The sequence below is a fragment of the Eudoraea sp. genome, assembly GCF_049669105.1.
Taxonomy (GTDB): Bacteria; Bacteroidota; Bacteroidia; order Flavobacteriales; family Flavobacteriaceae; genus Eudoraea.
Map to the genome: position 1 here is coordinate 1 of NZ_JBATKE010000050.1, position 23,697 is coordinate 23,697.

Consider the following 23,697-nt stretch of genomic DNA (forward strand, 5'->3'; position numbering starts at 1 on the left):
AAATGTTAATTAACGGTTGATATCCGAAAAGCTTTATTTAAAGTTAACTTAAGGTTAATTGCATACTTTTACACCCATGGAAAAACCCAGTCCAATTATTGGTCATAAAATAGGTAAGCCGGCAATCATCAACCTTGAGAAGGGTAAAATACCCCCTCAAGCTGTTGATTTAGAGGAGGTTGTCCTTGGCGCAATGATGATTGATAAGAAAGGCGTGGATGAAGTTATTGACATTTTACATCCCGATGCGTTTTATAAAGATGCACATCGTTATATATACGAAGCTATCTTTAAACTGTTTGAAAGTTCAGAACCGGTGGATTTATTAACCGTTTCTAGCCAACTACGGAAAGATGAGCGACTTGAGGCTGTAGGTGGAGATTTTTATTTAATAAAATTAACTCAAAAAGTGGCTTCTTCGGCACATATTGAGTTCCATGCAAGGATTATTCTTCAAAAATATATTCAGCGAAGTTTAATTAAGATTTCCAGTGAAATTATTGAGGATGCTTATACGGATTCTACGGATGTTTTTGATCTTTTAGATAGCGCAGAAGCAAAATTATATGAAGTTACCCAGGGAAATTTAAAGCGTTCTGCTGAAACAGCCCAAAACCTTGTAATTCAGGCTAAAAAGAAAATTGAAGAAATATCAAATAAGGATGGATTGAGTGGAATTCCTTCTGGTTTTGATAAGGTAGACAGGCTTACTTCTGGTTGGCAACCAAGTGATTTGATAATTATAGCCGCACGGCCTGGTATGGGTAAAACTGCGCTCACCTTATCCATGGCTAGAAATATGGCTGTCAATTCCAATATTCCGGTGGCTTTTTTCTCTTTGGAGATGTCTTCGGTTCAATTAATCACCAGGCTGATATCTTCAGAAACCGGTTTACCTTCTGAGAAACTTAGAACAGGAAGATTGGAAAAACATGAATGGGAACAATTGAATGTAAAAGTAAAGGCACTTGAAAAGGCTCCCCTATTCATTGACGATACCCCTTCGCTGTCAATTTTTGATCTCAGGGCAAAAGCAAGAAGACTGGCATCACAACATAAAATTAAACTGATTGTCCTCGATTATTTGCAACTAATGACTGCGGGTGGCAGCCAAAAAGGGGGAAATAGGGAACAGGAAATTTCAACCATTTCAAGAAATTTAAAGGCACTGGCAAAGGAATTAAATGTTCCGGTAATTGCTTTGTCTCAGCTATCAAGGGCCGTGGAAACACGTGGAGGTAGTAAAAGACCTATATTGTCAGATCTCCGGGAATCAGGTGCTATTGAACAGGATGCGGATATCGTTTCCTTTATTTATCGTCCCGAATATTATAAAATTGATGAATGGGATGATGAAGAGCGAACACCTACTCAGGGACAGGCAGAGTTTATTGTAGCCAAACACAGGAATGGTGGTTTAGATAATATTAGGTTAAAGTTCATTGCTCAACTGGGTAAATTTGATAACTTGGATGACTTTGATTCGCCATTTGAGTTTCAGTCAAAGATGAATATAGATGGGGATAATCCATTCATTACAAAAAACCTTCCTAATGCTGAAGAAGCCTTTGGAAGAACTATGAATGAGGATTCCGATGTAGACCCGGATGACAATGATGTACCTTTTTAAAACCTGCATACACCAATTTAGAAAGCCTGCCATTACCAACTTTCTGATACCAATTCTATTTCTTTTCTTGACGTCCTTTCATTCCAGTGCTTCTACAATTCTCATCCCCATGGATGCAGAAAGTCAGGAAAACCATTTAAAAGCCTACGGCATTACTTATTGGGTATTAACCAAACAACAAAAGGTACAATGGTTACTTAACTACAGGGGAGGTTCATTTTTATTACCCGATGGCGAAAGTATCAGAAAAGAGTGCCAGATTCGGGGCGTTAGCTATGAAATTTTGTCAGACGGACAGGCGCAGGCAATTTTGGATGAGATAAGTAGTCCGTCTAAAAATCAGGAAGCAGTGATTCTTGAGAAAGCTCCTAAAATAGCGGTCTACTCACCAAAGAATAATCAGCCGTGGGATGATGCTGTAACCATGGCATTGACTTATGCAGAAATCCCTTATATCACTATTTACGATGAAGAAGTACTAGATAATAAACTTGTTTTATATGATTGGCTTCATTTACATCATGAAGATTTTACAGGACAATTTGGTAAATTTTATGGGGCTTACAGAGCTGCCCCATGGTATATTGAAGGGAAGCAAGAAGCTGAAGCCTTGGCGGCAAAGCTTGGATTCAATAAGGTTTCAGAAGAGAAAAGAGCGGTTGTACTTAAAATAAGAAATTATGTAATAGGTGGAGGATTTATGTTCGCAATGTGCTCTGCAACAGATAGTTTTGATATCGCTCTCGCTGCAGATGGGGTTGATATTTGTGAACCTATGTTTGATGGGGATCCGTCAGATGCCAATTATCAAAGCAAACTGGATTTTAAAAAAACCTTTGCCTTTACCAGTTTTACATTAGAGAGAAACCCATTGCGTTACGAATTTTCATCCATTGATATGACCAGTAAACGGAGCAATGTTGCACGGGAAACTGATTATTTTAGCTTGATGGATTTTTCGGCAAAATGGGACCCTGTTCCAACCATGCTATGCCAGAATCATACGTCATTGGTTAAAGGTTTTATGGGTCAGACAACAGCTTTTGCTCGGGATGAAATTAAAGCAACAGTACTGGTCTTGGGGGAAAATAAAATTAATGGTGAGGCGCGTTATATTCATGGCATTAAGGGTAAAGGATTTTTTACTTTCTATGGAGGACATGATCCGGAAGACTATCAACATAGGGTAGGGGATCCTAAAACTGAATTGGAACTGCATCCAAATTCACCCGGCTACCGGCTTATTTTGAACAATGTTTTATTTCCTGCAGCACGCAAGAAAAAACAAAAGACCTAATTTTTATCTTTTAATAGTTTTTTCAGGATATGCTCTACCCCAAAATCATCATTGCTCAAGGTCCTGTAATTTGCCGCTTTTAAAACATTAGGGTGTGAATTTGCCATAGCAAAACTATATTTTGCCAGGGCAAGCATTTCCAGGTCGTTATTGTAGTCTCCAAATACCAGAGTTTCATCAGGACCAATGCCGTGTTGTTCCTGTATCTGCTTTAACGCAAAACCTTTATGCGCATTTATATGAGATAAATCTACCCAGTTTTCACCGGAGACTTTGACTTTTAGTTTACCCTCCAGGTGTTTCACAGCTGGATATATGAATTTTTCTGAGCCTCCATAGTGATATACAGCAATCTTTATCACTTCGCTATCAAACTTCTGCAGATCGTCTAAAATCTCATATTTGGTATAGTACTCTTTAAGTGTATTGATGAATTTTGGGGAGTCACCAAGTATATATGCATTGTGTTTACCGCATAATACTGGGAATGCCCCATCAATCTGACCCAAAATTTCAAGAATTACATTCTTGGAAACTGAATCCAAAGGAGTTGAAATCAGTTCCTGGTCATTATGTATAACCAATCCACCATTCTCTGCGATGATAATTATCTCACTTTGTATTTGACTAAGCTTATCAGCAATACTGTTGTATTGGCGGCCGCTAGCTGCCACAAAAAGGATTCCCCGTTTTTTTAATTCCTCATACAATTCAAAAAAATGTTGGCTCACCTCATGCCTGGAATTCAAAAGTGTTCCATCCATGTCTGTAACCACCATTTTAATTGTTGATAAATTCATATTTCTAATTGTAAAGGACAAAGGTATTTTTTATGTTTAAAATACTAGTAACTTTCTTGAAGTTTTACACTAACATAAATCGGGATGAATATTTATCAAAAAGAAATACGATTAAAACCATATAAAAGGGGTTTTCATTTAATTACAGAGACTATTGAAGATAGTTTTCCAGAGTTAGGGGGAATTAAGATTGGAGTCCTAAATGTGTTCATAAAACATACATCAGCAAGTTTAACTATCAATGAAAATGCAGACTCAACGGTGCGTTCAGATTTTGAGGCACATATGAATATCTTGGTGCCGGAGGATGCGCCGTACTATGTCCATACCTATGAAGGTTCAGATGATATGCCTGCTCATATAAAAGCTTCTCTAATGGGGTCATCAATTCAAATTCCGATTAGTAGAGGCCGTTTAAATCTGGGTATTTGGCAAGGGATATATTTATGCGAACACAGAAATAATGCTTCAGGTCGTAGTTTGGTCCTTAGCTGTATTGGCAGTTAACTTTTAGCATATTGAATAAAAAAAGCCCTGACTAAAACAGTCAGGGCTTTAAAGCGAGAATTCTTTTTACTATTTTACTTTATCCACAACAGCCTTAAAGGCATCCGGGTGGTTCATTGCCAAGTCTGCCAGAACTTTTCTATTTAGTTCTATATTATTGGCCTTTATTTTTCCCATAAATTGCGAATAAGACATTCCATGTAATCTTGCCCCTGCATTAATACGGGTGATCCATAGTGCACGGAAATTTCTTTTCTTATTTCTACGGTCTCTATAAGCGTATACCATTGCTTTTTCGACCGCATTTTTGGCTACTGTCCAGACATTTTTACGTCTTCCAAAGTAACCTTTGGCTTGCTTCATTACCTTTTTTCTTCTGGCTCTGGAAGCGACTGAATTTACTGATCTTGGCATTTTTTTACATTTGTTTTTGTAGCAGGCGGCTCAAAGAATTATTCTAAAAACACTTTTAAAAGCCCAACTCCATGGTTAATACTGATTACCTAAAGAACAATTTATTTTAATCCTAATTGTCCTTTAATATTCGCAACATCAGAGTCATGTACTAATGTCGAATGTGTTAGCTTAAGCTTTCGCTTTTTAGATTTCTTTGTCAAAATATGACTCTTAAAAGCGTGCTTTCTTTTAATTTTACCAGAACCTGTAAGCTTAAATCGCTTTTTGGCACTGGATTTTGTTTTCATCTTAGGCATTTTCTTCCTATTTGTTTATTAATCTCGCTTCTTTTCTTTCTTATTTTTTTGTCTTAGGAGCAATGAACATTGTCATTCGCTTTCCTTCAAGTCTTGGCATTTGCTCAACCTTGCCAAATTCTTCCAACTCCTGTGCTAGTTTCAATAAGAGTATTTCTCCCTTATCCTTATAAACTATTGATCTTCCTTTAAAAAAAACATAGGCCTTTAATTTAGCTCCGTCTTTAAGAAACTTTTCCGCATGTTTCTTTTTGAACTCATAATCATGATCATCCGTATTGGGCCCAAATCTAATTTCTTTTACGATTACTTTGGTGGCTTTCGCCTTCATTACCTTTTCTCGCTTTTTCTGCTCGTAGAGGAATTTCTTGTAATCTATAATCTTGCATACCGGCGGATCTGCTTTAGGTGAAATCTCCACCAAATCCAAACCTTGTTCTTCTGCCAGAGAAATTGCTTTAGCAATGGGAAATACCCCCACTTCCACATTATCACCTACCAAGCGAACACTTGGTGATGTAATTTTTTCATTGATATTATGAGGATTCTTGTTTTCCCTCCGAGGTTGGGGCCTAAATCTTCTTCGTATTGCTATGACTGATATATTTAATTAAACTTAATTTTTTTAAAATGACTTTAAGGTACTACTTATTTCCTTTTCGACCAAGTTTGCAAATTCCTTTAGACTAAGCATTCCCAAGTCTTCACCCCCGTGCTTACGGACCGAAATTGTATTTTGTTCCTCTTCATTTTCACCAACGATAAGCATAAATGGTATTTTATTCATTTCTGCCTCCCGTATTTTCTTCCCTACGGTCTCATTCCTAACATCAATGAGCGCGCGAATTTCGTCATTTTCCAATGAATTTAAAACTTTTTCGGCATATTTTTCATGTTTCTCGCTTACCGGCAAAATTATAGCCTGATCTGGTGTGAGCCATAATGGAAAATTTCCTCCGGTATGTTCAAGTAACAAAGCAACAAATCGTTCCATGCTACCAAAAGGCGCCCTGTGTATCATAACAGGTCTGTGTAGCTCATTATCACTGCCTTTATAGGTAAGTTCAAAGCGCTCTGGGAGATTGTAATCGACCTGAATTGTTCCCAATTGCCAGTTTCTGCCAAGAGCATCTTTGACCATGAAATCTAGTTTAGGACCGTAAAAAGCAGCTTCACCTTTTTCAATAACATAATCCAGGTTTTTTTCCTCAGCAGCATTTATGATTGCTTTTTCCGCTTTGTCCCAATTTTCTATAGAACCAATATATTTTTCCGGCTTTTCCGGATCTCTTAGCGATACCTGAGCGGTAAAATTCTCAAAACCCAAAGAGCCTAAAACGTAGAGCGAAAGGTCAATCACATCTATAAATTCCTGATGTAATTGATCCGGTGTGCAAAATATGTGAGCATCATCCTGTGTGAACCCCCTTACCCGGGTAAGCCCATGGAGTTCACCACTTTGTTCATAGCGATAAACTGTCCCAAATTCGGCAAAACGTTTTGGAAGTTCCCTATAGCTCAATGGTTTAGAATTAAATATTTCGCAGTGGTGGGGACAATTCATTGGTTTTAATAAAAACTCCTCATCTTCCTTTGGGGTATGAATGGGCTGAAAACTGTCAGCCCCATATTTGTCATAGTGTCCGGAAGTAATATATAGCTCTTTTTGCCCAATATGTGGCGTAATCACCATTTCGTAACCCGCCTTTTTCTGGGCTTTCTTCAGGAAATTTTCAAGACGTTCCCTCAGAGCAGCACCCTTTGGAAGCCACAGAGGCAATCCTTGCCCCACTTTTTTGGAAAAAGTAAATAATTCCAACTCTTTACCTAACTTCCTATGATCTCTTTTCTTGGCTTCTTCGAGTAATTCCAAATACTCGGTTAATTCTTTTTGCTTTGGAAAAGAAATGCCGTAAACACGTGTAAGTTGCGTTTTATTTTCATCGCCCCGCCAGTAGGCCCCTGCAACACTCATTATTTTAATGGCCTTTACGATGCCCGTATTTGGGATATGACCTCCCCGGCATAAATCGGTAAAGGTATCATGATCACAAAAGGTAATGCTGCCATCCTCAAGATTTTCAATGAGCTCTACCTTGTATTCATTACTCTGGTCTTTATAAAATTGTAACGCATCCTTCTTGGAAACTGAACGCATATTAAAATCGTGTTTTCCACGGGCAATTTCCAAAGCTTTTTGTTCAATAGCCGGAAAATCTTTTTCAGAAATTGATTGCTCCCCAAAATCGACATCATAATAAAACCCGTTTTCAATAGCAGGACCAATAGTAAGTTTGATTCCCGGATATAACTCCTCAAGAGCCTGGGCTATGATATGTGAAGAAGAGTGCCAAAATGCTTTTTTCCCTTCTGTGTCACTCCAGGTATAAAGTACAAGTTTGCCATCCTCATTCAAGGCTGTAACCGCTTCCACCATAGTGTCATTGAATTTTGCGGAAATAACATTCCTGGCCAAACCTTCACTAATGCTTTTGGCAACATCTAAAGGAGTAATGCCTTTTTCATACTCTTTAACTGACCCGTCCGGGAGTGTTATTTTAATCATATGCTGGTATGAGGATTTAAGTTTGCAAAGATAGCATCTTAAGAATATGAAGGCAAAATATCCCTAAATGATTTTCATTAGATTTAAAAACCCTAATATTTTGTCGATTAACTATTTATTACTGGAAAAAATACCTTCCATGAGTATCTTAATACTGTAAAAACCCATAGCTATGGCGCCAATGGCCAGAATGAAACCAACGACGAGTACAGGAAGGTAAAAGGAATGTTCGGTATTTTTGAATGCCTGATACAATACCACAGGTGCAGTAAACATAAGTACGAGCGTATAGGCAAGGTATTTTATTCCTTTAATAATTAATTCTTTGTTCGTTTTCATATTCTGCATATACCAGATTGATCCGGTTAAAAGTAAGAATATTGCGCTATATTTATACAAAAGGGGTTGAATAAATAGACATGGACATTTCAGGAAGAAATCAAAATTATGATTAAGTTTTCCGTTGGAATTATTTAAATCTTCATTAAATAAAACATATGAATTTTCTACTGGTTCCCGATAAATTTAAGGGATCTCTTAGCGCGAAACAGGTGATAGCCGCAATTGAAAGTGGCGTTTCTTCCATTTTTCCAAAAGCGGGGATTTACAGCGTTACAGCTTCCGATGGGGGAGATGGTTTTCTTGATTCAGTAAATCATTATAAGCAATTAGAAACCATTGAAGTTAATACGACAGACCCTTTAGGAGGAAAAATAAATACCGAATATTTATTAAACCGGCAAACAGGAGAGGGCTATATAGAACTTGCTAAGGCCTCCGGCCTGGAATTATTGAGAAATGAGGAACGCGACCCTTTGCAAACCTCAACCATAGGGACAGGAATTCAAATTAAGGATGCAGTCTTAAAAGGGGCTAAAAAAATATATATTGGCCTGGGGGGTAGTGCAACTACCGATGCGGGTTTGGGAATAGCAACGGCGCTTGGATTTTCATTCCAGGATGAATTTGGAAATTTACTGAAACCGATAGGAGGAAATTTATCTAAGATTAATGCTATAATCCCTTCCAAATTCCTACAAGATTATAAAAATTTAGAGGTTTATGCTGTTAACGATGTAGACAATCCATTATTTGGACCAACTGGGGCAGCTTACGTTTATTCGGCTCAGAAAGGTGGAAATAAAGAGGATATAGAATTCCTGGATAAAGGTTTGAAACACTTGCATACCATTGTTAAAGGGGAAATGGGAAAGGACTATGCGGATATACCCGGATCCGGAGCGGCCGGTGGTGCGGCATATGGGTTAAAGACGTTTTTAAATGCGGAGTTTATAAGCGGTACTGATTTCATATTCAAACTGGCACGAATAGATATACTTTTAGAATCCAATTCAATAGATTTCATTATTACAGGGGAAGGTAAAATTGACGAACAAACCTTAAGAGGGAAATTAATAAATGGAGTATGCCAATTGGGTAAAAATTACAATATTCCGGTCATAGTGGTTTGTGGAGTTTCAGAGGTAAATGCAAAACACTTAAATGAGATGGGAAATGTTGAAGTCATAGAAATACGAGATCCATCAATGTCACTTTCCTATAGTATGGAAAACGCGTCCAGTTTAATAGAACTAGCTATAGTAAAATTTTTTAAGAATTACATAAAAAGATAAGGGGGTCATTGTACGTGGCAAAGCTCACTACCATGATAGGATTCAGGCATAATTCCCTTACTGGATAACCACGGTATCCTTATATTCCTGAACTATGGCGAAATACCCCAGCGGAAATATGTTAGGTTGACCCACGTTATCAGATATGTCAATATTGTCTATATCAGTAATATCAAACACATTCCCCCGAACGGTAGCCACAGGAGTGGCAAAAATACCAGCATCATTAGTGGTTTGCTCAATCAGGAGATCCATATAGTTAAAAAAAGTCTGATCCGCCCCCATTAGTCGAATCTCTATTTCCGTATTAGATTCAAATATTTTGTCATAGAAGTACGAAAAACTAAATTGCTGTCCTTTGTAAAATTTATCTTCGGTAACCAGAAATTCGCCAAAACTGAAGTCGAAAAGATAAAAACTATCCCTTTCAGGGTCATCCGTAAATGTTACGATTATTTCTGTTTCATCATCATTAAAAAGTGTACCATCTCCTTGAACTACAGAATCAATTGGAACCGAGGGTACATATTCTGTGACCGCCAGATATAGTCTGCCCTCATGCCTTATTAATAGATTGAATACTAAATTCCTGTCTAAGATGCTGGTAGGTATTCTTTGATCTGATGAAAAATTGGGATCTGGAGTATAAATGCCCGATCCTGGAATTTCTTCAGCTAAATTAGAAAAACCAGAATTTATTATTATTCCATCTTCATACTCATCATATTGAATTAACACACTTTCTGCAGAAGTTGGCGTATTATTATTGAAAAAATCACTACTTAAAGATAATTTAACCTCCACCGGAATAAATTGTTCATCTATATCGACCCGTATCAGGGCATCTACTACCAGTCTTGGCTCCTCATTGGGGACTTCCACGTCTATGACATCTTCGCAGGCAACGTTTAGTACTAAAACCACTAAGAGGTAGATATATTTTTTCATAGTAGAGATTAAAATTTAAAATTATAGGTTACTGAGGGTACAATTCCAAAAATAGAAGTACGCACAGCTTCATTAACACCGGTATCCTGATTTTCCCTGAAATTAATAGAGGCCGCATTCATACGATTATAGACGTTATAGATGCTAAACACCCATTCGGACTTCCAGTTTCTCCCTTCATTTTTCTTTGGAGTCAGCGTAGCAGATATATCAAGTCTGTGATAGTCCGGCAAGCGTTCCTGATTTCGTAATCCGTAATAGGGAACAACAATGCCCTGAAACTCAAACTGGCCTACAGGGTAATTGGTAGGCTGTCCGGTTTGAATAATAAAATTGCTATTGAACGTCCATTTCTTATTTAGGGTGTAACTTCCAAACACCGAAAAGTCATGTGTTTTATCATAAGGAGTGCTATACCATTCTCCCAGATTTATGCCTGTCTCCAAATTAGATCTGCCATTGTCTTCAACAGGAGCTCTTCCCGGAGTCCTTTGTTCTGATCTGGATAATGTATATGCCAGCCATCCCTGAAACTTCCCCTGGTTTTTTCTGAATAGTAATTCAAGACCATATGCCCGGGCTGTGCCGTTTAAAATTACTTGCTCAATAGCATTATTGGCAATTAAGTTCGCGCCGTCTATATAATCTATTCTGTTTTGTATGTCTTTATAAAAGACTTCTGTCTCAAAGGAATAATCGCCGTTTTTTATATTTCTGAAATACCCAAGAGCATATTGATCGAGCAGTTGGGGTTTAACAAAAGGACCACTGGGTGTCCAGACGTCCAAAGGAGTAGGTGAACTGGTATTAGATAATAGGTGAAGGTATTGAGATAGTCTTGTATAACTAGCTTTAAATGAATTATCCGGATTTAGGGTATATGCCAGTGAAATTCGCGGTTCCAAATTGGCGAATGAAGCTAAAGTTTCCCCTCTGCCTGGATTTATGGTCCCAATAGGTTCAGCTTCCTTATAAATAAGAAGGAAAGGGTCAAAAGTTACCGGGTTATTGTTTTCATAAACGTTTAATTCATCTTGTCCCAGTCTCATAAAATAACTGAATCTTAGGCCATAATTCAAACTTAAGTCTTGAGTTACATTATGTTCTACATCCACATAGGCCGCAAATTCATTGGCATATTTTTCAATAAGTTGTTCTTCTACAATTCCAGATTCCGGACTGTTTGGAACTATTTTTCCCGGATTAAATTTATAGTAGATATTATTTAACCCGTAGTTAATTCGCAATTTTTCACTGAGATAATGTTTAAGGTCATACTTGATATTAAAATTCTTAATACCGGAATTCCACTTAAATCCAACAAAATCCAGCTCCAAACCATAGTAATAATCCGAATAAATTAGAGAGAGGTTGGAAAATAATTTATTGGAGAAGAGATGATTCCAGCGAAAGTTAACTACGCTATTGCCATAAGTGTTTTCAAAACTGTCTGAAATACTAAAAACATCCCGTCCAAAGTAACCTGAAAGGTAAATATTGTTCCTTTCATTTATTTTATAATTTAGTTTAGCATTAAGGTCATAAAAATACGCTTTGTTGGGAATATCAAATAGGGGAAGAGCCAAATGTGCATAAGAGGCTCTCCCGCCAATTAAAAAAGCGGCCTTATCTTTTACAATTGGACCTTCTGCCAATAATCTGCTTGCTACGGCACCGATGCCTCCGGTCATATGGAATTTGTTACTATTCCCTTCTTTTTGAAATATTTCAAGGACAGAAGATACACGTCCTCCATATCTGGACGGAATACCCCCTTTAAACAGTTTTACGTCCTTTATGGCATCCGGATTAAATACGGAGAAAAAGCCAAACAAATGGGAAGAGTTAAAAATAGTTGCTTCGTCAAGCAGTATGAGGTTCTGATCTGCTGCACCACCACGCACATTAAAACCCGAAGACGCCTCACCCGCACTGGTAACACCTGGTAGAAGAAGCAGAGATTTTATTACATCTGCCTCACCCAAAATCACGGGAATTTTTTTAATGGTTTGTACAGAAAGTGTATTCACACTCATTTGTGGTTTGCGAATATTAACTTTTTCCACATCTTCGGTTACCACAACTTCGTCTAATTGTTCAACCTCTTCAACCATTTCAAAATTTATTCTGAGGTCCTGGGTAAGTGATATGGTTTGCACGATGTCCTGATATCCTAAATAACTAAGTCTGATTTGATAATCTCCTTCAGGTAGGGTTAGGGAGTAAAAACCATAATCATTAGTGGTAACACCGGTATTTATTTCAGGGACCAGTAAAGTAACTCCAATTAATGTCTCATTGCTCGAGGCTTCTGTAATTGTTCCATTGAAGGTATACTTTTGCTGTGAAAAGAGGCAAAATGAGGAAATAAAAAAGAGGATAATTACGAATTGTCGTAAGGGTTGGTACATTAAGGCAATTTTCTTCAAAAATATGCATTAAGATTATAATCTATTCATTGTTATCGGTATTTTAAAATAAAGAGACCCCAACTGAATTCGTTGAGGTCTTTAATTTTATTACTGAATTAGTATCAAATTTGTTCTAATAAAGAATTTAAAGTTTTACTTGGTCTCATGGCACTACTCATAAGCGAAGGATCGGGCTTATAATAACCACCAATATCCTGCGGAGTACCTTGGGCATCAATCAATTCTTCCACAATTCTTTGGGAATTTTTTTCAAGTGAGCTGCCAAGTTTTGTAAAAGTATTTTTAAGTTCACTATCTTCTTCCTGATTGGCAAGAGCCCTGGCCCAATATAGGCCTAAATAAAAATGACTTCCTCTGGTATCCAATTCACCTACTTTTCTTGATGGCGATTTATCGTTATCCAAAAATTCTTCAGTGGCTTTATCCAGTGCTTTGGCCAATACTAAAGCCTTGGTATTGTTATTTTTATTTCCATAAAAGTCGAGCGATACACTAAGTGCTAAAAATTCACCTAATGAATCCCATCTCAGATGACCTTCTTCAAGGAATTGCTCAACATGTTTTGGAGCAGAACCCCCGGCTCCGGTTTCAAACAATCCACCACCATTCATTAAGGGCACAATAGAAAGCATTTTAGCACTGGTTCCAACTTCGAGAATAGGAAACAGGTCAGTCAAATAATCTCTCAAAACATTCCCCGACACCGAGATGGTATCTTTGCCTTGGATAATCCGATTTAGTGTAAAATTTGTAGCTTCTACGGGTGACAATATTCTGATATCCAATCCTGAAGTATCATTTTCAGGAAGATATTTGTTAACTTTCTTAATCAGTTCAGCATCATGAGCACGCTCTTTATCCAGCCAGAAAACAGCCGGAGTATTAGAAGTTCTTGCCCTGGATACAGCAAGTTTTACCCAATCCTGAATTGGGGCATCTTTAACCTGACACATCCTCCATATATCACCTGTTTCTACTTTATGTTTTAAAAGCTCTTCTCCTGTAAGAGTATCAATAATGCTTACAAAACCATCCTTTTTAATTTCGAAGGTTTTGTCATGCGAGCCATATTCTTCTGCTTTCTGAGCCATAAGGCCAACATTAGGCACAGTTCCCATGGTGCGGGGATCAAAAGCTCCCTTCTTTTTGCAAAAATCAATGGTAGCTTTATAAACACCTGCGTAGCTGCTGTCAGGTATTATGGCTTTAGTGTCCTGGAGCTTTCCTTCCTTATTCCACATTTGACCCGAAGTACGGATCATTGCAGGCATGGATGCATCAATTATGATGTCGCTTGGTACATGGAGGTTAGTAATTCCTTTTTCGGAATTTACCATAGCAAGATCAGGACCATCTTGCAGGGCTTTCATTATTTCTTCCTCAATTTCTGTTCTTTTATTTTCGGGAAGGGTTCTTAATTTTTCGAATAACATTTCGAGACCATCATTAGAACTTATGCCAATTTCCTCAAAAAGTGCTGCATACTTGTTAAATACTTCAGCAAAATAAACCTCCATTACATGACCAAAGATAATAGGGTCTGAGACTTTCATCATAGTTGCCTTCAGATGAACTGAGAATAGGACTCCTTTTTTCTTGGCATCTGCCAACTGTTCTTTTAAGAATTGGAGAAGTGCAGTTTTGCTGAGGACGGTCGCATCAATTATCTCACCTTTCAACAAGGGTATTTTTTCTTTTAAAGTGTTTACTGAACCATCAGTACCCGATAAAACTATTTTAACATCAGTAGCTTTGTCTATAGTTATTGATTTTTCATTGGATTTAAAATCACCATGTGCCATAGTGGCAACATGTGTTTTTGAATTGGAATCCCAGGCACCCATTGAATGCGGATTTTTCTTGGCATAATTCTTTATGGGCACTGGAGCTCTTCTATCAGAATTACCTTCTCGCAATACAGGATTTACCGCACTTCCTTTAATACGGTCATATCTGGACTTAAGCTCAAAATCCTTTTCGTTTTTGGGTTCATCCGGGTAATCTGGTAATTTGTATCCTTTTTTCTGTAGCTCCGCAATTGCGTCTTTTAGTTGAGGAATTGACGCACTAATATTTGGCAGTTTAATGATATTTGCTTCTGGTGTTTTTGCCAAGTCACCCAATTCAGTCAGATCATCAGGGGTTCGTTGGTTCTCCTTCAAAAAATCTGGAAAAGTTGCTAAAATCCTACTGGCCAGGGAGATGTCCTTTAATTCAATGGATACACCAGCTGTTTTAGTGAATGCCTTTACTATGGGTAAAAGCGATTGGGTTGCTAAAGCCGGTGCCTCGTCGGTTTTAGTGTATATTATTCTTGGCATAAATTAAAGAGAATTTGTTTTAAGCGCAGCAAATATACAATTTTAACAGATCATAAAACCACGGTTTTTTAAACTTTAATTAAAGCCAAGATAGCTTGCTAAAAGAATGAAAGTTATAGGGACAAATAGTAAAAAACAAAAGCCATATCATTGTACAAGTACATTGACATGGCTTTCTAGAATTAGCTAGCAAACTTTTTGTTCTGTACCGAAGTACAGCACGGCAACCATTGATTGCATTTGACTAACTAAATCAACGTTTGAAACTTTCTTTGTTCTTAATTTTTCAACCAAGTAACAACTGAAGGCTTCTTCTCATCGTTTTAATTCATCTATCTTAAATCTAAAACCTAAGTTCTAAATTTAACGTAAATAAACCCACACACCTAAGGAAAACTACAGCTCTCCTTCGTTATGCTCATCTCTTGTTAAAATCTGGTAATAAATTACCCTACTTTAATTTTAAGACTAGACAATAATATAAAGAACGTCAACTTTACAATGGTCTTGTTGATTTACCCTAGACAGGTAACTCTCTTAAACCATAAAATAAATATACATCATTTTTGAGCATATATCAAATTTTGCAAGAATTTAATAATCAACAGTTTATGAACTTGCTTTATGAACAATTGTTCATAACTAGGAAGTTTACAATTATTTATCAAAAGGGTTATTCAGTGGGATATATTAATACAAATCGGCCTCATCTGAGGCCGATTAAAAGAATATCTCTTAAACTGTTACTACGGTATGGATTCCCCGCCGTCTGTATTAGATTTTTTTAACTGTCTTTGTATTTTCTTGATAGCAGATTCTATAGATTTTTCAGGTTCTATGATGTTGTATTCTCCCCAGAAATCAGGATCTGAAAAACCAATGGCAGCCTCGCTAAGAATAATAGAGGATTTTAATCTATCCTTAACTTTCGGAACTTCGCCAGAAATATTTTTTTCCCAGTCAGTAACGGCCATTTCACAGCTCATACTATAAACAGAATTAAAAAGCTTTTTATCCCAGTTGATTTTAAACTCTAAAAGCACATTACTATATCCGTAATACCATTTTCCATTTTTTTCCCTGTAATCCACCCTGTAGGCTATATCTGTGGGGTATACTTTAGCATTGCGAGGTTTTTTCCTAACAAACATTTGACTCGCTAATTCCTTATCTGTAATATTTAAAGAATATATAGCACTGGTAAGTATTTTGTTTTCTGCGTCAATAAATAATTGTCCTTTATAAAGAGGATCATAAATATTAGGGCGTTGTTTAAAACCTACTACATAAATCAATTTGTCATTAATCCTTGTAGATCTTTCAAAACTAAAATCATAATCCTCCATGGTAACTTCATTAAAGATATATTCCGGGTATTTCATAATATCTACATAAAGCGCATTGAACGGACCTCCTTGCAGTTTTAATGCCAGAGTGTCTAGTTTGTTGTAGTCTGTACTCTTTCTGGCTTTATAGAGCTGTACGGCATCTTTTTTCTCAGAGGAATAAGGGGTTTTATATATGTTTACCACGGCTTCTGAAAGAGATACATTTTTCTTTCGTTTTTTAATAGTTTCCCTGTAAAATGCGGTCATAAGTGTAGGATCTCCAAAGTAATTCTCTCCTTTTCTTCGCAGCGTTTCCTTAACCAGGGTACGGGCACTTTTTGGAATAACAACATTTACCTCTTCCAATTTAGTTATTGAGACCATCAGTACAATCTTATTATTATTATCCTTTAATTGCTCCAAAGGAACTACGGAAGATTTATAACCTAAAAAGGATACAATAATATTTCCTTGTTTAATACTTGTTGGAATTTTTAATAAAAATTTACCTTCTGTATTGGTTATAGTACTAATATTACTTCCTTCCAAAGTTAATGTAGCAAATACAAGCGGCTTGTTGTTCTCACCGTCAACTACCTCTCCTTTGAATTGGTTGAATGATGTTACTTCCTGAGGATTATCCTGGAAGACAGTTGATGCCTGGCTGGTTGCAGGTATTCCTATTAACAATATAATTCCTGCTAATGCTGATAATAGAACATTATTGGATTTGAGAAATATGATATCTTTCATGATCTAGATTTTTAAAAACTATAGTTGCAAAAATACAACCCATTTCTTTCTAATTTAATGATTTTGATCATCTTAAATTGTTAATATATCATAAATTTTCTTAAAGATTGCTGAAGGATAAATATCCTTAAGACCAATGATGCCTGTGCAGAAATGTGTCTATTTCTTGCTCTTTGGGTAGAATTTTCTATTGTGCTTTTACTCTAAAAGTTCCCACAAAACTATAAATACGGTCTATTACGTTTTAATCATAAATAGCAAAGTAAATTACTTTGTTATTTTGAGATGTCTTTTTTTGGTTTTTGCACTACCAATAGATTGGGCCAGTTCCGAGGTACTTTTCAGCTATGGGTAAATAATAATCCTTAATCTCTTCCAGATCATAGGTTTTATTACATTTTGTATAAAGATCATATTTATTGAAATCTCTTATCCAATTTAAATATTCTTCGTCTTTATCACAAAGCAGCGAAGTATAACTTCCTCCGCTATGCCAGGGGTAGAAGGAATGATACCTTATCATGGCCATACCAGCTTCCGGGATTAGGTTTCCCTTATGGTGCTGTAATACCTGAAATAGATATTCGTCATGTCCCCATGCAAGAGTAAGATTATCCAGACCACAGTGCTTTTCATATATTCCCAATTCAGAGCTATATCTTGAATCTCTCATATCCGGATTAAGTTGATTAAATTCAGGGTAAACACAAGACTCCGGCAACGCACAACCAACCACAAAAACATCACCAACCATTCCCCATTGTTCGTTCTGGCTTGTTCCATCTTCATCGCTTCCCCAAAGAAACATCACTTTCCCTAAATCGTGTATCAGGCCAACTAATTGCATCCAGTCTGGTCGCTTGTCCTCTCTGATTGCTTCAGCACTTTGAATAAGATGCTGTACGTTAGGCAAATCCAAATCCGGATCGCTCACGTCAATCAGGTCATTTAAATGTGTCATTGCATCCCAGAGACCCATAGGCTTATTAAACATCAAATACTTCCTTTGCATCCGCTGGACATATTCAAAGGTTTGTCTTTCCCGCATTTTGCGATAATGGTCTCGCACTGCAGCATTTACATCTGTATCATTATAATTTCTAAATACTTTTTCCATACTAAACATTTCCTAGTAAAAGGTACAAAATAATGGTGAATACTACTAAAAACAGGCTAAACTGTCTCGCAAATTTCCACGGTTTAAGGTTTAATATTCCCGCATCTTTAATGACAAAAGTTTCCTTATTTGGAAAAAACCGTGATATTAAAAGCATTACACCAATATTTAGTACAAATTCAATTCCCCATATATGCACAAAATGCAGATCAACTTCGAGAATAAAGTAGCTTACGATATAAAATAACAAGCCAAATAATAAACCGGTTTTCGCTCCTGCAGCCGAAACACTTGGCAGTAAAAAACCCGCGATTATAACACCAGCAATTGGTATGAAGAATATTCCATTGAGTTGTTGCAACAGCTGATAAAGACCTTCTGGTGCATTGGCTACAAAAGGTGCTATTCCAATGGCAAAAAGGGCAAGTATGGCTGAGGTCCATTTTCCTATATTTACAAGTCTTCTTTCCCCGGCATTTTTTTGGATATATCGTTTAAAAATGCCCAGGCTAAAAACTGTTGCTGCACTATTCAAAGCACTATTGAAGGTAGTGAGTATTGCCCCCATCATAACGGCAACAAAGAATCCGGTTAACCAGGCTGGTAATACCATTTTCACCAGATTGGGGTAAACACTGTCGGGATTATCATAAAATTCTTCTCCAAAATAATAAAACCCAATAAGACCAGGAAGGACTATTACCAGAGGAACCAGAATTTTTAATAGTCCGGTAAACAGCAAACCTTTTTGGGCTTCCTTAAGACTTACGGCCCCGAGTACTCTTTGAATAATGGACTGATGCATGGTCCAGAAATAAATCTGATTTAACATTAATCCTGTAAAAAGTACTTCAAATGGCAATATTGCAGACCTTGATCCCGGTCCTATGCCCGCTTCTCTGCTAATAACATTAAATTTACCGGGGTTTTTCTCAAAGACCATACCTAAACCTTCCGCCAGATTTCCATCGCCTATACTCCAAAGCGCCAAAACGGGAACCAGCAAACCGGCTACAAGGAGACCAAAACCGTTTATGGTATCTGTGTAAGCTACCATCTTAAGTCCACCAAAAATAGCGTATAGAGCACCGATCCCTCCAACAATAACTATGGTAATCCAGATACCTTCTTTTTGACTCACACTTAAAAGTTCGGAGATTTCGAATATGGCTTCGATATTTAATGCCCCTGTATATAGTACTATGGGTAACAGAGTGGCTACAAAAGATATGATGAGCAAGAGCGCAACAAGGGTTCTAGTAAGGCCATCAAATCGTTTTTCCAAAAATTCCGGAATAGTTGTCAGACCCATTTTTAGGTACCGAGGTGCAAAATATAAAGCTGCAATTACGAGAGCTAATGCGGAAGTGACCTCCCAGGCTACTATAATGGCACCATTTTTATATGCAGAACCATTCATTCCCACAAGGTGCTCTGTAGAAATATTGGTTAATAGCAATGAGCCGGCAATAATTACACCAGTCAGCGACCTTCCTCCCAGAAAATAACCGTCTTTGGTATTTAATTTATCCCGGCGAAGTTTCCAGGTAGCATAAAGGGCAACAAAACCTGTAAAGACTACAAAAGTGAAAAATGTCATCGCTTTAAAAATAAGCAATACCATTTAAAAGCAAATACCCTCAGCGAACAAAATAGCACGAGGGTATTACAATTATCTTTTCCAAACAAAGAAAATCAAATCATATATTAGGAAAGTTTTGATCTGCTTTGACTTCTTCCATTTGCTTTACATGCCTTTCAGTATGACCAGAAATGAACATGAGTATTTGATAGGCATCAATGGTGCCGAAAGGCATTTGCCCGTAATGATTTCTCAGATCATCTTCTGTAGTCTCCATATAGATTATGTGTTCTTTTCTTTTTGATTGAAAAGCTTTCAGGCTTTCCTCATAGGATCCAAACTTACCGGATGGCTCAAAAGGTTCTGAGGTTTTTACTTTTGTATCCCGGCTTCTAATCATAGCCATTAGTTCTTTATCGGTCATTTTTACGTCTGCACGCTTAGAGGGATCAGCAGGTGTTTTTAAGGATTCCTGAAGCATTTGGTCCAAAGCATTTTCGGAAATTGCCAGATGCTCAACACATTCGGCAATAGACCATGATTCAGGACTACTTTTGAAATTTAACTGTTCCTCACTTAGTCCGTTAAGGGTTTCCATCATATATGCATGTGTTTTAGTCAATTCAAGAGCTCCTATAACTCTTTCCTGATCCGTAAGTTTAGTACTTGTGGGACCAAAACCAAGTAAGAAAAGCGCAATTACTGGAAGAAGAATTTTTTTCATTTGTTTGTTTTTAAGGTTGTTAATTAAATTATCAATCATGTGCCTGATAATTCCGAAATATTTTGAAAGATTTCTATAAACCCTGGAATATCCTATTAATAGATATACGAAGAATTTAAGGATAAAAGTCCTTGTAATCAATAAATTAATGTCAAATAGTCTTTTTACTGATTAAATCCTTTCAGCGAATCAGAAAAAACCTTTAAATAGTTTATTATCCTTTGGCTTTTTCCAATTACTCCGAACTTCTTACACCCTTAAAAACATTAACTTTGGGATCTATTGGGTTACCCGATGCCCTTCGCAAAGCCACTATCTGTCCGCTATGCCAAATAGCATCCTCAATAGGTCCGTTTATCTGATTCCAGAATGGGTTTATAATTGTGCCAGATTTGGATTTGAAGATCACCAAATGTTCGTTTAGGTCCCCTGCATTAATAAAAATTTCACTGGCTTTTTTAAAATTTAATAAAGTGCGCTTTCTTTTTTCCTGAAATGAAAGTGCTTCTTCCCGGGGTTGTGTTCTATCATTAATTTCCTTTATTGCGGAGTTGTACACGACGCGTGATAAGTTATAAAGGTGATCTAAGGTTTCATCAATAGTTCTATTGCTTTCCGAAGGTTTATAGGCCAGGTCTTCGGTACGCAATCCTTCAGTAGCCCAATAATACCTAAATCCCAAACCATCTATCATTCGGGAAACCACAGTACCTGCCGTATAGCTATCCGGATAGTCCGGAATCTGATAATAAGGTAGGTCCTGAGGGTGCTTTTCCTGGGCATTCATAATTGCGATTAAAAATAAGGCCATAAGGGTAGTTTTTATTTTCATGTTTTTCCCGATTAATATTGATGAAATGCATCAGATACAAATTCTAATACTACTGGTAGTGACGCTCTCCAATAGGTCCAGCTATGCCTGCCATCTCGGACCCTGTATTCATGAGGGATATCTTTTTTCTTCATAGCAATATGTATTAGGCTGTTGCCCTCGTATAAAAAATCATCATCTCCACAATCAATAAACCACCTGACAGATTTAACGTCTTCAATCGGCATAGACTCAACCAAAGAAATAGCATTATGCCGTTTGAAATACGTTTTTATTTCTTCTTCTGAATAGGTTTCTCCTCTTTCTTTTAATCGTTCTTTTAATTTATCAATTGTAAGTGGGCCAACGGAAGCACTTAAAGGGCAGGCCGAAGAGAATAACTCCGGATGATGTAAGGCATACATAAAAGAACCACCTCCGCCCATAGAGAGTCCTGCCACAGCACGAAATCGCTTTTCCCTTTTAATACGATAAGTAGTTTCTACATAAGGCATAAATTCTTCAAAAAAGAAATCTTCATAGCGCCAGTCCCCTCGGTTAAAATAGCCTCGTTTTCCGGTATTTGCATCGGGCATTACAATGATCATTGGAGTAGCCTTACCTTCTCGAATAGCTTTGTCTGTAATATGCAAAACTTCTCCAAATTGCACCCAACCGGTTTGGTCATCACCTCCGCCGTGAAGTAAATAAAGTACCGGATAGCTTCGCTGGGAGGAATCATAATCCGGAGGTAAGTAAATTGCAAATTTTCGCTGACTCTCCAATATTTTACTGTTAAGAGTAAGTTCGTCCAGAACTTTTCCGTTTTGACCAAACGCAATTGAGCTAATTATGAGATGAAAAGCCAAAAAAAAGATCGTATTTTTCATAAGGATGTTTATTAAGTCAAGTTAAGAAATTCCTATTAATCGATTTTTGCCCATTCGGGAAAAACGCCTTCTACAATATCAAAAATAAAGGTACCGAAATAATAAGTTATCACAGATACCAGGATAATCCCTATAATATTTAAGAAAAAACCGGTTTTAGCCATCTGAATGACGGAAATACGTTTACTGCCAAAAACTATAGCGTTGGGAGGAGTTGCAACCGGTAACATGAATGCAAGGGAACCCGCCACTGTGGCCGGAAGCATGAAGAGCAGGGGGTTGGTTTCTATGCTAACGGCCAGGCCAGCAAGAATTGGCAATAAGGTTTCTACTGTTGCCGTATTTGAAGTAATTTCGGTCAAAAAAGTTACAAGGAAACATATGCAAAGAATTAGAATTAGGGGGTGCAGGCCACTTAACCATTCCAATTGATGTCCAAACCACAAGGATAGACCAGATTCTTTAAATCCGCTTGCAAGGGCAAAACCACCACCAAACAGTAATATTATTTCCCAAGGTATCTCTTCTGCCGCTTTCCAATCCATGAGAAAAGTCCCTGGTTGCGTTTTAGATGGAATCATAAATAAGATCACAGCAACAAAAATGGCCACTGTCCCGTCATTAAAAAATTGTGGATAATTGAATAAGTTTGACCATCCGGGAATTTTAAATCCACCTACCATTATATCTGCCCGGAAAAACCATAGCAATGCAAGGGACGCAAAAGCAATGATCAATACTTTCTCTTCAAAGTTTTTCCTGCCTAGTTTTGCATAATCTAGAAGAATCTCATTTGTACTCAAACTTTTCCAATTCTTTTTTCTCTTGACAAAAATGAGGTATAAGTACCCAAATAGAACCGCAAATAAAACAAGTGATATTGGAAAGGCATAAAAAAACCAGGTTGCAAATGAAATCTCCGGGGCATTAGGAAAGTAAATATAAAAGATACGGGCGAACGAAAGGTTCGGTGGTGTACCCACAAGAGTCGCAATTCCTCCTATAGAAGCGCTGTAGGCAATGCAAAGTAGAAGGCCTACAGCAAAGTGCTTTACCAATGTTTTACCATTTATCTCCTCCAACTTGGTAATTATTGATAAAAGTATAGGGACCATTAGCATTGCCGTAGCCGTATTTGATATCCACATGGAAAGGAAAGCAGTAGCAACCATAAACCCCAATAGTATTCTGCCCGGACTACTACCAATAACTCGAAGAATTTTTAATGCAATTCGCTTGTGCAGCGCCCATTTTTGAATGGCAAGAGCAACCAAAAAACCTCCAATAAATAAAAATATGACATGATTAAAATAAGTGGCTGAAACTTCCCGGCCATTCATGATTCCAAGTGCAGGAAAAAGGACAATGGGCAGGAGGGAGGTGATGGCGAGGGGAATTAGCTCGGTTATCCACCAAAGGGCCATTAATAATGCTACTGCCAGTGTATTAGTGATAGCCGGATTATCGGGGTCCAGTTCTACAAAGAATATCAAATAAGCTGATATAAAAGGGGCCAGTACAGACAAGGCATAGCGAGCCGATTTACTCGGATTTTCGAGGATAAATTTTCTGCCCGTTGGCATGGGTTAACCTTTTTAAACTAATTTACAATATTGATAAACCAATTATTAATTCCTATAGTAA

General features: G+C 37.3%; 20 protein-coding genes. 4 read left to right on the forward strand and 16 right to left on the reverse strand.

What is annotated here, in order from left to right; all coding sequences use genetic code 11:
- Window positions 1-76 precede the first annotated feature (76 nt).
- Both dnaB and WBM60_RS03725 read left to right on the forward strand, forming a co-directional pair.
- Window positions 77-1,630 carry a replicative DNA helicase gene (dnaB, locus tag WBM60_RS03720; RefSeq protein WP_424259879.1) on the forward strand — a complete coding sequence of 518 codons (1,554 nt, stop codon included), beginning with the start codon at window positions 77-79 and terminating at the stop codon, window positions 1,628-1,630.
- On the forward strand, window positions 1,617-2,927 hold the full coding sequence (locus WBM60_RS03725) for an asparagine synthetase B (RefSeq protein WP_424282775.1): 1,311 nt from the start codon (window positions 1,617-1,619) through the stop codon (window positions 2,925-2,927). Before dnaB ends, WBM60_RS03725 begins: the two co-directional genes overlap by 14 nt.
- Here the strand turns inward: WBM60_RS03725 and WBM60_RS03730 are convergent.
- Window positions 2,924-3,727, reverse strand: coding sequence for an HAD family hydrolase (locus WBM60_RS03730; protein ID WP_424259878.1), 804 nt, complete (start codon window positions 3,725-3,727; stop codon window positions 2,924-2,926). The genes WBM60_RS03725 and WBM60_RS03730 overlap by 4 nt on opposite strands.
- Window positions 3,728-3,811: 84 nt before the next feature.
- Between WBM60_RS03730 and WBM60_RS03735 the strand changes: the two genes are divergently transcribed.
- Window positions 3,812-4,234, forward strand: coding sequence for a secondary thiamine-phosphate synthase enzyme YjbQ (locus WBM60_RS03735; protein WP_424259877.1), 423 nt, complete (start codon window positions 3,812-3,814; stop codon window positions 4,232-4,234).
- A gap of 69 nt (window positions 4,235-4,303) precedes the next feature.
- On the opposite strand, the gene rplT is transcribed toward WBM60_RS03735, so the two are convergent.
- From rplT to WBM60_RS03760, 5 genes are all read right to left on the reverse strand, one after another.
- Complete coding sequence (gene rplT, locus WBM60_RS03740; RefSeq protein WP_424259876.1) at window positions 4,304-4,648, reverse strand: 50S ribosomal protein L20; 345 nt, start codon at window positions 4,646-4,648, stop codon at window positions 4,304-4,306.
- A gap of 101 nt (window positions 4,649-4,749) precedes the next feature.
- Entirely contained in the window at window positions 4,750-4,947 is a 198-nt protein-coding gene (gene rpmI, locus WBM60_RS03745; RefSeq protein WP_299163788.1) for a 50S ribosomal protein L35, read from the reverse strand.
- Window positions 4,948-4,987: 40 nt separating this feature from the next.
- Window positions 4,988-5,536 carry a translation initiation factor IF-3 gene (infC, locus tag WBM60_RS03750; protein WP_299163984.1) on the reverse strand — a complete coding sequence of 183 codons (549 nt, stop codon included), beginning with the start codon at window positions 5,534-5,536 and terminating at the stop codon, window positions 4,988-4,990.
- 36 nt (window positions 5,537-5,572) lie between these two features.
- Window positions 5,573-7,513, reverse strand: a complete 1,941-nt coding sequence (thrS, locus tag WBM60_RS03755; protein ID WP_424259875.1) for a threonine--tRNA ligase — start codon at window positions 7,511-7,513, stop codon at window positions 5,573-5,575.
- A gap of 111 nt (window positions 7,514-7,624) precedes the next feature.
- Window positions 7,625-7,852 carry a DUF6095 family protein gene (locus tag WBM60_RS03760; protein WP_424259874.1) on the reverse strand — a complete coding sequence of 76 codons (228 nt, stop codon included), beginning with the start codon at window positions 7,850-7,852 and terminating at the stop codon, window positions 7,625-7,627.
- A 158-nt stretch (window positions 7,853-8,010) separates the two neighbouring features.
- Between WBM60_RS03760 and WBM60_RS03765 the strand changes: the two genes are divergently transcribed.
- Window positions 8,011-9,147: a glycerate kinase gene (locus WBM60_RS03765; RefSeq protein ID WP_424259873.1), complete on the forward strand. Its 1,137-nt coding sequence runs from the start codon at window positions 8,011-8,013 to the stop codon at window positions 9,145-9,147.
- A 57-nt stretch (window positions 9,148-9,204) separates the two neighbouring features.
- On the opposite strand, the gene WBM60_RS03770 is transcribed toward WBM60_RS03765, so the two are convergent.
- The 10 genes from WBM60_RS03770 to WBM60_RS03815 form a co-directional block, all read right to left on the reverse strand.
- On the reverse strand, window positions 9,205-10,095 hold the full coding sequence (locus tag WBM60_RS03770) for a DUF4249 family protein (RefSeq protein ID WP_424259872.1): 891 nt from the start codon (window positions 10,093-10,095) through the stop codon (window positions 9,205-9,207).
- 8 nt (window positions 10,096-10,103) lie between these two features.
- The gene (locus WBM60_RS03775; protein WP_424276593.1) at window positions 10,104-12,506 is read right to left on the reverse strand and encodes a TonB-dependent receptor; all 2,403 of its coding nucleotides are present in this window, start codon (window positions 12,504-12,506) and stop codon (window positions 10,104-10,106) included.
- A 122-nt stretch (window positions 12,507-12,628) separates the two neighbouring features.
- Complete coding sequence (locus WBM60_RS03780; RefSeq protein WP_424259174.1) at window positions 12,629-14,848, reverse strand: NADP-dependent isocitrate dehydrogenase; 2,220 nt, start codon at window positions 14,846-14,848, stop codon at window positions 12,629-12,631.
- Between the two features lie 746 nt (window positions 14,849-15,594).
- Window positions 15,595-16,929, reverse strand: coding sequence for a carboxypeptidase-like regulatory domain-containing protein (locus tag WBM60_RS03785; protein WP_424259175.1), 1,335 nt, complete (start codon window positions 16,927-16,929; stop codon window positions 15,595-15,597).
- 307 nt (window positions 16,930-17,236) lie between these two features.
- Window positions 17,237-18,046: an inositol oxygenase family protein gene (locus tag WBM60_RS03790; protein ID WP_424259176.1), complete on the reverse strand. Its 810-nt coding sequence runs from the start codon at window positions 18,044-18,046 to the stop codon at window positions 17,237-17,239.
- Between the two features lies 1 nt (window position 18,047).
- Window positions 18,048-19,646 carry a solute:sodium symporter family transporter gene (locus tag WBM60_RS03795; protein WP_424259177.1) on the reverse strand — a complete coding sequence of 533 codons (1,599 nt, stop codon included), beginning with the start codon at window positions 19,644-19,646 and terminating at the stop codon, window positions 18,048-18,050.
- Window positions 19,647-19,746: 100 nt separating this feature from the next.
- The gene (locus WBM60_RS03800; protein WP_424259178.1) at window positions 19,747-20,352 is read right to left on the reverse strand and encodes a DinB family protein; all 606 of its coding nucleotides are present in this window, start codon (window positions 20,350-20,352) and stop codon (window positions 19,747-19,749) included.
- 235 nt (window positions 20,353-20,587) lie between these two features.
- Window positions 20,588-21,184: a hypothetical protein gene (locus WBM60_RS03805; RefSeq protein ID WP_424259179.1), complete on the reverse strand. Its 597-nt coding sequence runs from the start codon at window positions 21,182-21,184 to the stop codon at window positions 20,588-20,590.
- 11 nt (window positions 21,185-21,195) lie between these two features.
- Window positions 21,196-22,053 (reverse strand): alpha/beta hydrolase, encoded by an 858-nt coding sequence (locus WBM60_RS03810; RefSeq protein ID WP_424259180.1) that lies wholly within the window; start codon window positions 22,051-22,053, stop codon window positions 21,196-21,198.
- A 35-nt stretch (window positions 22,054-22,088) separates the two neighbouring features.
- Window positions 22,089-23,636 carry an SLC13 family permease gene (locus tag WBM60_RS03815; RefSeq protein ID WP_424259181.1) on the reverse strand — a complete coding sequence of 516 codons (1,548 nt, stop codon included), beginning with the start codon at window positions 23,634-23,636 and terminating at the stop codon, window positions 22,089-22,091.
- Between the last annotated feature and the right edge of the window lie 61 nt (window positions 23,637-23,697).